14 protein-coding genes are annotated in these 14,596 nt (G+C 68.9%); 8 read left to right on the top strand and 6 right to left on the bottom strand.

All coding sequences use genetic code 11. The annotated features are described in order from the left end of the window. Positions 1-509: hypothetical protein (locus GBZ26_RS02390; protein ID WP_174437428.1), on the top strand; the 509-nt coding region annotated here is incomplete at its 5' end. A 15-nt stretch (positions 510-524) separates the two neighbouring features. Here GBZ26_RS02390 and GBZ26_RS02385 read toward each other — a convergent pair. The 3 genes from GBZ26_RS02385 to GBZ26_RS02375 form a co-directional block, all read right to left on the bottom strand. Further along, entirely contained in the window at positions 525-1,901 is a 1,377-nt protein-coding gene (locus tag GBZ26_RS02385; RefSeq protein ID WP_174437427.1) for a PQQ-dependent sugar dehydrogenase, read from the bottom strand. After that, complete coding sequence (locus GBZ26_RS02380) at positions 1,898-2,341, bottom strand: DUF2231 domain-containing protein (RefSeq protein WP_211104539.1); 444 nt, start codon at positions 2,339-2,341, stop codon at positions 1,898-1,900. Before GBZ26_RS02380 ends, GBZ26_RS02385 begins: the two co-directional genes overlap by 4 nt. 120 nt (positions 2,342-2,461) lie before the next feature. Further along, a complete protein-coding gene (locus tag GBZ26_RS02375; RefSeq protein WP_109069931.1) occupies positions 2,462-3,151 on the bottom strand; it encodes a response regulator transcription factor in 690 nt (229 codons plus the stop codon). Between the two features lie 264 nt (positions 3,152-3,415). On the opposite strand from GBZ26_RS02375, the gene ribA reads away from it, so the two are divergent. From ribA to GBZ26_RS02360, 3 genes are all read left to right on the top strand, one after another. Beyond that, entirely contained in the window at positions 3,416-4,573 is a 1,158-nt protein-coding gene (gene ribA, locus GBZ26_RS02370) for a GTP cyclohydrolase II (protein ID WP_174437426.1), read from the top strand. 165 nt (positions 4,574-4,738) lie between these two features. Further along, a complete protein-coding gene (locus GBZ26_RS02365) occupies positions 4,739-5,728 on the top strand; it encodes a hypothetical protein (protein WP_174437425.1) in 990 nt (329 codons plus the stop codon). Between the two features lie 37 nt (positions 5,729-5,765). Continuing rightward, the gene (locus GBZ26_RS02360; RefSeq protein ID WP_174437424.1) at positions 5,766-6,287 is read left to right on the top strand and encodes a L,D-transpeptidase family protein; all 522 of its coding nucleotides are present in this window, start codon (positions 5,766-5,768) and stop codon (positions 6,285-6,287) included. Positions 6,288-6,292: 5 nt separating this feature from the next. Here GBZ26_RS02360 and GBZ26_RS02355 read toward each other — a convergent pair whose 3' ends face one another. Beyond that, positions 6,293-7,012, bottom strand: a complete 720-nt coding sequence (locus tag GBZ26_RS02355; protein WP_174437423.1) for a YggS family pyridoxal phosphate-dependent enzyme — start codon at positions 7,010-7,012, stop codon at positions 6,293-6,295. 111 nt (positions 7,013-7,123) lie between these two features. Between GBZ26_RS02355 and GBZ26_RS02350 the strand changes: the two genes are divergently transcribed. Beyond that, positions 7,124-7,660: a hypothetical protein gene (locus GBZ26_RS02350; protein ID WP_174437422.1), complete on the top strand. Its 537-nt coding sequence runs from the start codon at positions 7,124-7,126 to the stop codon at positions 7,658-7,660. A 74-nt stretch (positions 7,661-7,734) separates the two neighbouring features. Here GBZ26_RS02350 and GBZ26_RS02345 read toward each other — a convergent pair whose 3' ends face one another. Next, complete coding sequence (locus tag GBZ26_RS02345) at positions 7,735-8,892, bottom strand: porin (RefSeq protein ID WP_174437421.1); 1,158 nt, start codon at positions 8,890-8,892, stop codon at positions 7,735-7,737. A 387-nt stretch (positions 8,893-9,279) separates the two neighbouring features. Then, positions 9,280-10,467: a porin gene (locus tag GBZ26_RS02340; protein WP_247884749.1), complete on the bottom strand. Its 1,188-nt coding sequence runs from the start codon at positions 10,465-10,467 to the stop codon at positions 9,280-9,282. A 329-nt stretch (positions 10,468-10,796) separates the two neighbouring features. Between GBZ26_RS02340 and GBZ26_RS02335 the strand changes: the two genes are divergently transcribed. The 3 genes from GBZ26_RS02335 to lptE all read left to right on the top strand — a co-directional run bounded on the left by GBZ26_RS02335 (position 10,797) and on the right by lptE (position 14,580). After that, positions 10,797-11,336 (top strand): DUF3576 domain-containing protein, encoded by a 540-nt coding sequence (locus GBZ26_RS02335; RefSeq protein ID WP_038531557.1) that lies wholly within the window; start codon positions 10,797-10,799, stop codon positions 11,334-11,336. A gap of 123 nt (positions 11,337-11,459) precedes the next feature. Further along, a complete protein-coding gene (gene leuS / locus GBZ26_RS02330) occupies positions 11,460-14,030 on the top strand; it encodes a leucine--tRNA ligase (protein WP_174437420.1) in 2,571 nt (856 codons plus the stop codon). Beyond that, positions 14,017-14,580, top strand: coding sequence for an LPS assembly lipoprotein LptE (gene lptE, locus GBZ26_RS02325; RefSeq protein WP_174437419.1), 564 nt, complete (start codon positions 14,017-14,019; stop codon positions 14,578-14,580). Before leuS ends, lptE begins: the two co-directional genes overlap by 14 nt. Positions 14,581-14,596: the final 16 nt, after the last annotated feature.

Raw genomic sequence — 14,596 nt, 5'->3', positions numbered from 1 at the left:
AGCTCGTCCAGGGGCTGCGCCGACAGGTGCGCGACCTGGAACTGGAGGTCGCCGGTCTGAAGCGGCAGCTTGAGAAGAGCAACGGCGACATGGAGCGCCAGCGCGAGGAGGCCGACCGCTGGCGCGGCCTCGCCCGCGAAACCGCCGAAAAGCTCTGGGATCTCGGCAAGGCGCTGGAGCGCAAGCACAGCCGTCACACCAGCCTGGACAAGCGCCGCGCCATCCTCGATCTGCTGCAGGACCCCGGCAGCGCCCTGCTGGCCGACCATGAGATCGCGCGGCGGGTCGGCACCTCGCCCAAGCTGGTCGCCCACTGGCGCCGCCGGCTGGCCATCGTCGGGCGGAAGATCCGCCTGTTGCCCGTCGTGCCGCGCGGCCGCGGCCTATGGGGCGGCGGTCGTCCGGCGCGCGGCGGAGCGGCGCTGGAGGGCAAGCGCCAGCGCTGGATGGGCTATCCGGTCGCCGTCATCATCTCCGACCGGTCGGGACCGCCCGGCAAGCGGTCCTGACACAGCCTTCCTGCATCAATTGGACGATCCGTTCCCGCCGGACGTCGCGCTGCCCATGTCGGCCGGCGCTTCGGCCGGAGCCTGCGCCGTGGGCGAGCGATCGGTCACCGCAACGCGCCAGACCGTGTTCGACAGGTCGTCGGCGACGATCAGGGCGCCCTTCGGATCCACCGTGACGCCGACCGGCCGGCCGTAGGTGTTGCCGTCCTCGCCCATGAAGCCGGTCACGACCTCGACCGGATCGCCAGCGGGGGCACCGTCGCGGAAGGGGACGAAGATCACCTTGTAACCGCTGGGCACGCTGCGGTTCCAGCTGCCATGCTCGCCGACGAACACGCCGTCGGCGAAGCGCTCGCCCATCACCGGCGAGGAGAAGGCGACGCCGAGGGCCGCGACGTGCGAGCCCAGGGCGTAGTCCGGCTTGATCGCCGCGGCGACCAGCTCCGGCTTCTGCGGCTGGGCGCGCGGATCGACGTTCTGCCCCCAGTAGCTGTAGGGCCAGCCGTAGAAGCCGCCCTCGCGGACCGAGGTCAGGTAGTCGGGGACGAGGTTGGGGCCGAGCTCGTCGCGCTCGTTGACCACCGCCCACAGCGTGCCGGTCCCCGGCTGGATGGCCAGCGCTGTGGGGTTGCGCAGGCCGGTGGCGTAGGGCCGGTGCGCGCCGGTCTGCGCGTCGATCTCCCAGACCATCGCGCGGTCGGCCTCGGCGGGCATCCCGCGTTCGGTGATGTTGCTGTTGGAGCCGATGCCGACATAGAGGAAGCGCCCGTCCGGGCTGGCGGCCAGCGACTTGGTCCAGTGATGGTTGATGTAGGCGGGCAGGTCGGTGACCTTCTCCGGCGGCCCCTCGGCGCGGGTCTGGCCGTCGCGGTAGGGGAAGCGCACCAGCGCGTCCTGGTTCGCGACGTAGATCTGGCCGTTCACGAAGGCCAGCCCGTAGGGGGCGTTCAGCTGGTCGGCGAAGACCGTGCGCTCCTCGTAGCGGCCGTCGCCGTCGGCGTCGCGCAGCAGGGTGATGCGGTTGCCGCTGGGGACCGAAGTCGTTCCCTTGGACTTGATGACGCCCGCGATGATGTCCTTGGGCCGCAGCGGCGGGGCCGAGCCGCCCCGGCCTTCGGCGACCAGGATGTCGCCGTTGGGAAGGACGAGGGTCTGGCGCGGGATCCCGAGGTCGGTGGCAATCGCCGTGACGGTGAAGCCCTCTGGCACGGTCGGCTTCCGATCCCCCCAATTGGCGGGCTTGGCGATGTTCATGCTGGGCAGCAGGCCGCGCTGCTGCTCCGGCAGCGGCGGGTTGGCGCCATAGACCGGCTGCGATGGGGTGTTGCCGTCGTCGCAGGCGGTCAGCAGGGCGACGAGCGCGGCGGCGGCCAGCAGGCTGGAGCGTGTCATCGCGTGTCTCCCATGCGCAGGCCCATGCGGAAGCTGGAGAAGCCGAACCAGGTCGCCAGAAGGGCGGTCAGCGTGACGGCCGCCGACAGGATCAGGCCCTCCGGCATGGTTCCCCAAGCGTCCCGCGCGTGCACGAAGGCGTTGACGAGGCCAAGCGCGACCGTGATGACCAGTAGCACGAAGTAGGGGAGGCCACGGCCACGGCGCCGGCCGGCGCGGAACAGGTCGATGAAGGCCCAGAGAAGCGAGAAGCCCGCGAAAACCATGCCGCCGGCGATCAGCCAGGCGGCGAAGTTGCTCCACTGGATCTCGAAGCTCCTGGAATAGGCGATGTCGCAGAGCAGGCCGCCCAGGAACAGCGGAAGGGAGGCGGCGAGCAGCACCGCGTGCAAGGGATGGATGGCCCTTGCCGGTCTGCCGTGATCGACGATGGCTACCAAGACGTCATCTCCTTGCCCAACGGGGGTCCGCGCCGGAGCGGCGCGGAAATCAATCTTTTCAATGGGCAAGCAGGAAGATGGTTCCACGCGGCGGCGGGCCGGGGATCGGTGAACCGGGGATCAGGGCACCAGCCGGTAGCCGCCGGGCTCCGTCACCAGGATCTCGGCGTTGGACGGATCGCGCTCGATCTTCTGGCGCAGGCGGTAGACGTGGGTTTCCAGCGTGTGGGTGGTGACCCCGGCGTTGTAGCCCCACACCTCGCCCAGCAGCGTCTCCCGCCCGATCACGGCACCGCCGGCCCGGTACAGGTATTTCAGGATCGCCGTTTCCTTCTCGGTCAGGCGGATCTTGCGGGCGCCGCCGTCGGCCAGGAGCAGCTTGCCCGCCGGGCGGAAGCTGTAGGGGCCGATGGCGAAGACGGCGTCCTCGCTCTGCTCGTGGACGCGGAGCTGGGCGCGCAGCCGGGCCAGCAGGACCCCCATGCGGAAGGGCTTGGTGACATAGTCGCTGGCCCCGGAATCGAGCCCCAGGATGGTGTCGGCGTCGGAGGCCGCCGCGGTCAGCATGATGACCGGGCAGCGCACCCCCTCGCGCCGCAGCAGGCGGCAGAGGTCGCGCCCGTCCATGTCCGGCAACCCGACGTCGAGCAGGATGGCGGCGAAACCGCCCTCGCGCGCCACGGCCAGGGCCGAGGCGCCGTCCCCGGCCTCCACCGTCTCGAATTCCTCCAGAAGCTGGAGCTGTTCGGCGAGGGACTGCCGGAGGGCGGTGTCGTCGTCGATCAGAAGGATGCGTTTCGCAAGCGTCATTCGGGGGCGTTCACCGGTGGCTCCGGGCGCGGAACTTATCATGGCCCGCGGGGGATTGCCCTAGACTTATCGGAAGGACCTGGGCATGGCGCAACCCGGTTTCTCCCGCGCCGGCGGCGGTTTGCGCCATCGTTGCGCCGCCGGCAACGGTGTGGCGCGCGGGATTTGCTGGACAGGGGTGCGCCACCTGCGCTTTGCTTCCGGCGCTCTCCGACCCATGTCGGGATTTTCGCCCTTCGGGGCGCAGCACGCGAAGCCTCCGTTATGTACGCCGACGCCCCTTCCGACTCCGCCCCGCCCGAAGCCGTCCTGCCCATGGACGAAGCCGCCATGCGCGCGGTGGACCGGGCCACGGCCGCCCTGCGCCGGGGCGAGGCCGTCGCCATCGAGACCGCCGACGGCAGCGTCGGCGCCGCGGTGTCGGTGGAATCCGTGGCGATCGACGCCGTGCAGCGGCTGGTGCAGCTGACCGGCGCCGCGCCGGTCCTGGCGGTCACCCGCCGCCGCGCCACGGTGCTGAAACTGATGGGGGAGGGGACGGGCGTCGTCGCCCTGTCGCTTCCCCGCTGCCTGACCGCGGACGAGGCCCACGCGCTGGCCGACCCGGAACACCGCCCGGACGGAGCGATGCCGGAGGGGCTGACCGCCACGGCCATGGACCCCGGATCGCGCGAGACCGCGGCGGTTGACCTCGCCCGGCTGGCGCGGCTGCTGCCGGCGGCCATCGTCGCCCCGGCCACCGGACAAACGGGCAGCGCCGCGGAATGGGCGGCGGAGCACGACCTGCTGCTGGTCCGCGCCCGCGACATCGCCGACTACCGCGTCCATGTGGTGCGCACGCTGCGCCGGGTGGCCGAGGCCCGCGTCCCGCTGTCCGGCGCCGAGAACACCAGCATCGCCGCCTTCCGCCCCATCGACGGCGGGCCGGAGCATCTGGCGATCATCGTCGGCAACCCGGTGGCGGGCGAGCCGGTGCTGGCCCGCCTGCATTCGGAATGCTTTACCGGCGACCTGCTGGGCAGCTTGCGCTGCGACTGCGGCCAGCAGCTCCGTGGCGCCATCGCGGAGATCGCCCGGCACGGCAGCGGCGTCCTGCTTTATCTGGCGCAGGAGGGGCGGGGGATCGGCCTCGTCAACAAGCTGCGCGCCTACCGCATCCAGGACCGCGGCTTCGACACGGTGGACGCCAACGAGATCCTGGGTTTCGAGGCCGACGAGCGGGTCTATCTGCCGGCGGCGGAAATGCTGCGGCAGCTGGGCTTCACCGCCGTGCGGCTGATGACCAACAACCCGGAGAAGCTGCGCCAGCTCGCCCGTTGCGGGATCGAGGTGGTCGAGCGCGTTCCCCACATCTTCCCGGCCAACGGCCACAACGAAGGCTATCTGCGCACCAAGGCGGAGCGCAGCGGGCACATGTTCTGAGAATCGAATCTTCGGGGTGCAGGAAACGCCTCCTGCCCGGCAGCTCTTGCCGGGTCGCGGGTCGCATCCGAGCCTGACAGCGCCCGATGGGGCGGGATTTCAGCCCAGAGAACTGGCACGCCGGTTGCTTAGGACAGGGCTGGACACCGCGACGGGAGACCGCCCATGGCCATCGACGCCACCACCATCGACGCCACAGCCGCTTCACGGCCGGTGCAGCGCGAGCGGTCGCCGACCCAAACGACGACGCCCCTCACGGTGATGGAAAGCCGGGACAGCCCCGACCGGTACGAGGCCGAGGCCGAGATGTCCTTCGGCGACTTCCTCGACATCATCAACCCGCTTCAGCACATCCCCCTCGTCAACACCATCTACCGCGAGATCACCGGCGACACGATCAAGCCGTCGTCCAAGGTCATCGGCGGCATCCTGTTCGGCGGCCCGCTGGGCGGCATGGCGTCCATCGCCAACGCGGTGGTGGAACAGGCCCAGGGAAAGGACATCGGCGAGCAGATCATGGCGTCGCTCGGCTTCGACGGAAACACTGCCGCCGGCCATCCGCCCGCCGGCACCGCCGGCACCAGTGCCGTCGCCGCCCTGCCGGACTCCGCTGCCGGCACGTCGGCGCCGGCCATGGCCGCTGCGGCGGTGGACGCCCAGCCGGCCCGCACCGTCACGGCGGAACTGCCGGACGCCAAGCGGTCCACGGCACCGTCGCATGGTGTAGGGGCGGCGGTGACCGGCTCGGGGCGCGACGGCTTGGCGGACACGCCGCACCCCTCGCGCATGCCGGCGCGCGACACCCCGCTGGCGAACAGCCTGATGGCCAAATACGCCGCCAAGCCGCATCCCTCCACCATCGGTTTCGCCGCGACGGCGGCCCCTTCCGGAGCCCGGAAGGCCGCGGAAGCCCAGGCGTCCGCGGCCCAACCGGACGCCGCGGCCGGAACCGGAGCCGCGGCAGCGCCGACCAACGCCGCCGCGCAGGCGAACGCCGCCCCGGCGAACACGTCCCCGACGGCCGCCAACAGCAACGCCTTCGCACCCGTGACACCGGACATGCTGTCTGAGACGATGATGCGCAATCTGGCCAAATACGAGCAGGGCCGGCGGGCCGCACAGACCCAGGCGCCCAGCCTGCGGGTGTCGGGCTGAGCAGGATGATCCCGGGATTTGGGTGAGGGAAGGGACGATGGAGATCACGGTTCGTCTTGAGGACCCGCCGTCCGAAGGCCGCCTCGACTGGCCCGGCGGGTCGTTCCGCTGCGTGCTGGGCCGCGGCGGCATCCGCTCCGACAAGCGGGAGGGCGACGGCGCCACTCCGGTCGGCCGCTTCGCGCTGCGCCGCGTGCTGTGGCGCCCCGACCGCCTGGAGCGGCCGGAGACGGGCCTGCCGGCGTCGGCCATCGCGCCCGACGACGGCTGGTGCGACGACTCTGCCGATCCCGCCTACAACCGCCCGGTCAAGCGCCCCTACGCCGCCAGCCACGAGGAGCTGTGGCGGGACGACCATGTCTACGACGTCATCGTGGTGATGGGGCACAACGACGACCCAGTGGTGCCGGGCCTGGGCAGCGCCGTGTTCATGCATGTGGCGCGGCCCGACCGGGCGCCCACGGCGGGCTGCGTCGCGCTGCCCCTGCCGGACCTGCTGCGGCTTCTCAAGGATTGCGCGCCGGGCACCGTGCTGACCGTGGCGGATCCGGCGGCGTAAAAGGGTTAACCGGCGGCGGGGGTGGGGCGCGCCCCGAAGATCGCCGTGCCGACCCGCACATGGGTGGCGCCGAAGCGGATCGCCGTCTCGTAATCGCCGCTCATCCCCATGCTGACCTCGGGCAGGCCGGCGCGGCGCGCCATGTCGGCGAGCAGGGCGAAATGCATCGCCGGCTCCTCGTCCACCGGCGGGATGCACATCAGGCCGGTCACCGGCAGGTTCCAGGTGTCGCGGCAGGCGGCCAGGAAGGCGTCCAGCTCCGCCGGGGGAATGCCGGCCTTCTGCGGCTCCTCGCCGGTGTTGACCTCGATCAGGCAACGCGGACGGCGCCCGCTGCGCGCCATCTCCTCGGCGAGCGCCTCGGCCAGCTTGGGCCGGTCCACCGTCTGGATCACGTCGAACAGGGCCACCGCGTCCTTGACCTTGTTGGTCTGGAGCGGGCCGATCAGGTGCAGTTCCAGGTCCGGGAAGCGCTCGCGCAGCGCGGGGAACTTCGCCTTGGCCTCCTGCACGCGGTTCTCACCGAAGACGCGCTGGCCGGCGGCCAGGGCCTCCTCCACCGCCTCGACCGGGTGGGTTTTGGAGACGGCGACCAGCGTCACCGCGTCGGGAGCGCGCCCGCTGGCGGCGCAGCCCTCCAGGATGGAGCGGCGGACGGTTTCCAGCCGGGCCGTGACGGTGCCGTCCGGCGTGCCGGGCGGTGTATCGGTGTGCGAAGCGGACATGCCGGCCCTCCTCCTTGTGCGGCCCCTTCTGCGGCGCCTGCCTGTACAGGGACCGGAGGGCGTGGTAACGGACGGGCCGACGAAACGCAAGCACCCCGAGGAGAACACGGCATGCGTGGTTGGATGCGTCCCCTGATCCTGTCGGCGCTGATTCTGGGGGCCGCGCCGTTCACGGCCGGCAGCGCCCTTGCCCAAAGCACCGGGAACCAGAATGGCGGCAAGCCCGCCCCCAGCAAGGAAGCAGCCGGGAAGGAGGTCCCGAAAACCGTCGCGGGATCGGCCCTCGCTCAGGTGCCCTTCGCCGAACAGCCCTTCCCACTGCAGGACGACGGCACCTACAAGGAGTTCATGGGTGCCGCCGCCGCCGACATCAACCGGCGCTGCACCAAGCTGGAAAGCTACGGCTGGGAGTTCAAGAAGGACGACGACGCCCGCCGCGACCAGATCCTGGAATCCACACTGGGCGGTTTCCGCAAGGCCGGCTGGAAGATGGGTGAGGTGAAGGTCCGGACGATCCGCGATCCGGGAACCACCGCCTACACGGCGGAGAAGGCCAAGCAGCGCCTGCTGGCCGTCTGGACCCCGATGGAGGACGCCGCAATCCTGCTGCTCTGCGAGACCGAAGCGGCTCAAGCGACCAAGAAGTAAGAACCAGCGATCAAAGGAAAACGGCGGCGGATGGGTATCCGCCGCCGTTTCCGTCAGACCTGCCGCAAGGCCGATCAGAAGGCCAGGCGGGTGTCGATCATGATGATGTGCGCGCGGTCGTCGGGGTTGATGCCGCCGTTGTCCACCGTCGTCATCTTCGAGTCGAGGTCGAGGTAGCTGTACTCCAGGCCCGTCGTCAGGCCGGGCGCGATGGTGTAGGTCACGCCGGCCTGATACAGCTCGGCCTTTACCGGGGCCACGAAGCCGGTGTTCGGGCTGGTGCCGTTGGAGCGCGACTGCGAGTAGTTGGCGGCCAGGATGAACGGGCCGGCGGCATACTGGGCGCCGACGATCCAGATGTCCTGCTTCTCCTTCACGGTCAGCGACTTGTCGTAGCCGCTGTCGCCGCTGTAGGCGTAGCTGCCGCCGATCTTGAAGTCGCCGTAGCCGACGTTCAGGCCGGCGTGGACCGAGCTGAGCTTCTCGAAGCGGGTGGCCGCGGCGCCGACCCCGTCATCGACCGCATCGCCGAACTGGTAGAAGGCGCTGGCCGCGACGCTGAAGCCGCCGAACTCGTTGGTGTAGGTGGCGCCGGCCTCGACGACGTCCTGGAAGCCGCCATTGTCCTGGCGGCGGTTGATCGAGGTGTGCGAGTCGCCCGTGCGCGGCGTGTAGGAGACGCCGCCCTGGAAGCCGGCGATGGTCGGGGTCAGGTAGATGACCTTGGTGCCGACGTCGCCCGAGGCGAAGGCGCGGAAGTTGTTGGTGGTGGTCGGCAGCAGCGAGTAGGTCTGCGAACCGGTGAGGAACTCCACCGTGTTGTTGTCCGGACCGCCGGCGATGCCTTCGACGTTCGGGCCGATGATGCCGAACTCGTCCGACAGGCCGTTGATCGTGCCGGCCTGCAGGGTGCCGAAGCCGCTGTTCACGAAGATGAAGGCGCGGTCGGCGTCCATCGTGCGGACGTTGCCGGCGCCGTTGGCGGCGCGCATGCGGACGCGGCCGCCGTATTCCAGGCCGTTGTCGGCCGTGGCGACCGGCGTGACGATCACGCGGAAGCGGTTGGCGAACTCCGTGGAGCGGGTGCCTTCGTCACGGTCCTGCTCGACATAGGCGCCCTGGAAGAAAGCGTCGCCGCCGATCTTGACCTCGAACTTGGTCTGGGCGGAAGCCATGCCACTGCAGGCGATGATCGCAACGGCTGCGCAGCCCGTAACAAGAGAACGCTTCATTGATGGTCCATCCTTCTAGCAGGCCCCCAAGGAGACTGGAGCCGTGCGGTTGTGCTTCCCATCAATTACTAAGCCACCCGTTCGCCTACCCGGCAAGAGCGATTTCATAGGGATATCGGTGCAACTGTAACACAGTTGCCATTCCGACACAGTTATAAGTATCTGATGAATAAAAGTTTTTCCCGTATGCCGTAAATATAGCACATCGCTTGTCCAGATTTTGGGCGCGATGAACAAACTTTACGCACCCACAGGCGCCATGGTGGACGGCGAACCGGAAGGCGAAAGCGCACGGAAAAGGCGCAGCGCGATCAACACGAGGAAGGCACAAAGAAAAAGGGCGGTGGCCGAAGCCACCGCCCTTCTCCATCCACGGGTGACCGCAGATTAGAACGCCAGGACCGTACGGAGCAGGACGACGTGACCGTCGTTGTCCAGGTCCGCAGCGGCCGTGCTCAGGTCGCTGTCGGCCTTGAAGTAGTCGTACTGAGCCTGCAGGGTCAGGCCCGGAGCGACGGTGTAGCCGGCGCCGAACTCGTAGACTTCGAGCTTGCGGCTGCCCGGGGTGTAGAGGCTGCCGGCGTCCTTGCCGTTCTTGTAGTTGGCGCCGACGACGATCGGGCCGGCGGTGTACTGAGCGCCGACAACCCAGAGGCGGCTCTTCTCGTTGTCCGAACCAGCGGTCTGGATCTGGCCCGACTCACCGAAGTCGGTGTACGAACCGCCGAGCGAGAAGCCGGCGTAGCCAACCTGGGCGCCAACCTGCCAGGCGTTCAGGTCCTCGACGCTGGTGGCCGGCGTGGAGGCGCCAGCGGCGTTGCCCCAGTAGTAGCCAGCGCTCGCCTTCAGAGCGACACCACCGAAGGTGTTGCTGTAGTTGGCGCCGACTTCGACCATGTCCTCGAACGTGGTCGAGAAGCCGCGGCCAGCAGCGGCGACCGGGGTCAGGTCGGCGCGGTTGACGGAGGCGTGCGAGTCGTCGTTGCGCGGGGTGTAGCTGGCGCCCACCTGCAGGCCGGCGAAGCGCGGCGAGAAGTACACGATCTTGGTCGCGTTGTTCTCGACGACCAGCGACTGGTTCAGGATCGAGCCGTTCAGACCGCCCAGGCCGCCGGCGATGTCGGAGGTCTGGCCGATCCAGGCGGTGACGCCGTCATAGATGGCCAGCGGCAGGTAGTCCTGCGGGGCCGTGACGTAGGTGGCGTCGTTGAAGGAGTTGGTCACGCCCATCTGGACCTGACCGAACGCGCCCTGCGCAAAGATGTAGCCGCGGTCGGCGTCCATCGTGCGGTTGTTGCTGGCGCCCGAGTTGGCACGCATACGGATGCGGCCGCCGTACTCCAGACCGTTGTCGGCCTTGGCGGTCGGGGTCACGATGACGCGGAAGCGGTTGCGGAAGTCAACCGAACGGACGCCCTGGTCGCGGTCTTCGTTGACGTAGCCGCCTTCGAAGTAGGCGTCGCCGCCGACCTTGACTTCAAACTTGGCCTGAGCGTTGGCAGCGCCGGCACCCAGAGCCAGAGCGGCAGCGGCGCAGCCCGCGAGCAGATAACGGTTCATGATTGTTGCCTCCATCCTGGCAGCAGAATTTTCAGCCCGGTTAACGTCCTGGCTGGCTCTGTGGTACGCAGATGCAGGGACGCCAGCAAGCCGGAAATCGCAAAGTTGCAGCAATGAAGGAACAGTGTGTCCGACGGAACACACCTTGATTGTGCACCGCCGTCGCAATTCCGCGGCGCACACCGACCCGTGCAGCGGGTTCCGCTCCCAGGCGCGGACACAGCAAAGGCACAGGCTGGGCCCCGCATCGCCTGTTGCCGCGGCCGGGCTTTTATGGTCTTTTCAGCCCCATCCGCCGCGGTATCGTGCGCGGTACCCCGAATTTATTGATCCAGGTTCCGACCATGCGCCGTTCCCGTGTCCTTCGCCTTGCCCCCGTCGTGCTCGCGGCGTCGCTCGCCGTGGCCGGTTGCTCCAGCTGGGGCGGCCAGACGGAAACCGTCGATGAGCAGATCAAGAAGGAATACAAGTTCGGCAGCCTTCTCGGCACCGACGGCGGCTTCAGCCTGTTCGGCAAGAACAAGCGCAACGGCGCCGAGCAGGGCGACCCCAACGGCATCGGCGTCAACAGCTTCCTGTGGCGCGCCTCGCTGGACACGCTGTCCTTCATGCCGATCGTCTCGGCCGACCCGTTCGGCGGCGTCATCCTGACCGACTGGTACACCCCGCCGGACACCCCGAACGAGCGCTTCAAGGTCAACCTGTACATCATGGACCGCCAGCTCCGCGCCGACGGCGTGCGGGTGTCGGTGTTCAAGCAGCAGCGCGCCGGGTCGGACTGGCGCGACAGCGCGGTCGGTCCGGAGACGGCGTCGACGCTGGAGGACGCAGTGCTGACCCGCGCCCGCCAGATCCGCGTCGCCCAGCAGGCCGCGGCGCGCTGAGCGCAGGCGCCGGGCGCAGGGCGGGACAGGGCAGGGCGCGGGCATCGGTCCGCCGCCTGTCACCCCGCCGCCGGCGCCTTATTTGTCTAGATCCACGAAATTCACGGAACGGCGTCTGCGGTCATGTCGCGTTACAATGTCAAGGAAACCGAAGCGAAGTGGCAGGGCGAGTGGCAGCGGCAGGGCTGCTTCACCGCGCGCGAGGACGCTTCCCGTGAGAAATATTACGTGCTGGAGATGTTCCCCTACCCGTCGGGGCGCATCCACATGGGGCATGTCCGCAACTACACCATCGGCGACGTGATCGCGCGCTACAAGCGCGCCCGCGGCTTCAACGTGCTGCACCCGATGGGCTGGGACGCCTTCGGCCTGCCGGCGGAGAACGCCGCGCTGGAGAAGAAGACCCATCCGGCCAAATGGACGCGCGAGAACATCGCGGCCATGCGCGCCCAGCTGAAGACGATGGGCCTGTCCATCGACTGGGACCGCGAGATCGCCACCTGCGACGTGGAATATTACCGCCACGAGCAGAAGATGTTCCTGGATTTCCTCAAGGAAGGCCTGGCCTACCGCAAGGAGTCCTGGGTCAACTGGGACCCGGTCGACAACACGGTCCTGGCCAACGAGCAGGTGATCGACGGCCGCGGCTGGCGCACCGGGGCGCTGGTCGAGAAGCGCAAGCTGTCGCAGTGGTTCCTCAAGATCACCGCCTACGCCGACGAGCTGCTGAAGGGGCTGGACACGCTGGACCGCTGGCCGGAGCGCGTGCGCCTGATGCAGGAGAACTGGATCGGCAAGTCCACCGGCGTGCGCTTCCGCTTCGACCTCGTCGGGCGGGCGGACACGCTGGAGGTCTTCACGACCCGGCCCGACACGCTGTTCGGTGCCTCCTTCGCGGCGATCTCCGCCAACCACCCGCTGGCCGCCGAGCTGGCCGCCGGCAACCCCGCGCTGGCCGAGTTCATCGCCGAGTGCAACCGTCTGGGCACCAGCGAGGAAGCGATTGAGACCGCCGAGAAGCGCGGCTTCGACACCGGGCTGAAGGTGGTGCATCCCTTCGACCCGTCCTGGGAGCTGCCGGTCTACGTCGCCAACTTCGTGCTGATGGAATACGGCACCGGCGCCATCTTCGGCTGCCCGGCCCATGACCAGCGCGACCTGGACTTCGCCCGCAAGTACGGCCTGCCGGTCACGCCGGTGGTCGTTCCGGCGGACGCCGATCCCGCGACCTTCGCGGTGGGCGACGAGGCTTACACCGGCCCCGGCCTGCTGCGCAATTCCCGCTTCCTCGATGGGATGGAGGTCGAGCCGGCCAAGCAGGAGGTCGGCAAGCGGCTGGAGGAGCAGGGGCAGGGCGAGCGCACCACCCAGTACCGCCTGCGCGACTGGGGCGTCTCGCGCCAGCGTTACTGGGGCTGCCCGATCCCGGTCATCCACTGCGAGAGCTGCGGCATCGTCCCGGTCCCCGCGCAGGATCTGCCGGTCGTCCTGCCGGACGACGTGACCTTCGACAAGCCCGGCAACCCGCTGGACCACCACCCGACCTGGAAGCACACGAGCTGCCCGAGCTGCGGCAAGCCTGCGGTGCGCGAGACCGACACCTTCGACACCTTCATCGAGTCGAGCTGGTACTTCGCCCGCTTCTGCTCGCCCAAGGCCGAGGACGTCGCCTTCACGCGCGAGGCGGTGGACTACTGGCTGTCCGTGGACCAATACATCGGCGGCATCGAGCATGCCGTGCTGCATCTGCTCTATTCCCGTTTCTGGACGCGGGCGATGAAGCAGTGCGGCTATCTGAACGTGGAGGAACCCTTCGCCGGCCTCTTCACCCAGGGCATGGTGAACCACGAGACCTACAAGGACGCCGGCACCGGCGCCTGGCTGGCCCCGACCGACATCCGCAAGAACGATCTGGGCGACTACATCCGCAACGACAACGACGCGCCGGTGACCGTCGGCCGCGTCGAAAAGATGTCGAAGTCCAAGAAGAACGTGGTGGACCCGGCGCACATCATCGGCACCTACGGCGCCGATGCCGCCCGTCTGTTCATGCTGTCCGACAGCCCGCCGGAACGCGACCTGGAGTGGACGGAAGCCGGCATCGACGGCGCCTGGCGCTACATCAACCGCCTGTGGCGGATGGTGACGGAATCGCCGGTCGCTCTGCCGCCCGCCGGCGCGCCGAAGCCCGAAGCCCTCGGCACCAAGGCCGAAGCCACACGCCGGATGGTCCACAAGGCCATCGCCGGCATCTCGGAAGACCTGGAGAAGTTCCGCTTCAACAAGGCGGTCGCCCGCGTGCGCGAGCTGTCCAACGCCCTGGCCGAGCTGGACGGCACGGGTGAAGGTGAAGCCTGGGTGCTGCGCGAAGGCTTCGAGGCCACCGTGCGCCTGATCGCCCCGATGATGCCCCATCTGGCCGAGGAGCTGTGGGCGCAGCTCGGCCACGCCACGCTGCTGGTGAACCAGCCCTGGCCGCAGGCCGACGCGGCCCTGGTGGTCGAGGATTCGGTCACCATGGCGGTCCAGGTCAACGGCAAGCTGCGCGCCACGCTGGAGCTGCCGCGCGACATGGCGAAGGACGCCGCGGAACAGGCCGCCCTGGCCGATCCCAACGTCCAGCGCGCCCTGGAGGGCAAGCCGGTGCGCAAGGTCATCGTCGTCCCGAACCGGGTGATCAATGTCGTCGTCTGACCTCTCCAACGACAACGGCCGTATCGGCAAGGCGGGCGTCCGGCGGCGCGGGCTTCTGGCCTTCGCCCTGGTCGCTCCGGCCGTGCTTGCCACGGCGGCCTGCGGTTTCCAGCCCATGTACGGGAACCTCGGGGCGAACAGCATCGGCAGCGCCGAGCTTCAGCAGGTCGAGATCGGCGGCATCAAGGACCGCTACGGCCAGAAGCTGCGCAACCTTCTGATCGACCGCTTCTACACCGATGGCCGCCCCGCCGCCCCGCGCTACCGGCTGGAAACCGCGCTGACCGCGTCGGAGCAGAAGCTGTCCCTTCAGAAGGACGCGACCGCCACCCGCGCCCAGCTGGTCGTGAACGCCCCCTACCAGCTCATAGACGCGGCGACGGGCAAGATCTTGTTCCAGGCCAACGCGCGCTCCTTCACCAGCTACAACGTGCTGGAGCAGCAGTATGGCGCCCTGGCCACCGTCGAGAACGCCTACGACCGCGCGCTTATCGAAATCTCCAACGAGATCACCACCCGCGTGGCCGCCGAACTCGGCCGCAAATCCTGATCCGCATCCGATAACG

It is taken from the genome of Azospirillum formosense, from assembly GCF_013340925.1.
In the GTDB taxonomy this organism is placed as follows: domain Bacteria; phylum Pseudomonadota; class Alphaproteobacteria; order Azospirillales; family Azospirillaceae; genus Azospirillum; species Azospirillum formosense.
Note: the sequence above shows the minus strand (reverse complement) of the source record. Positions and strands in the feature narration are given on the sequence as shown.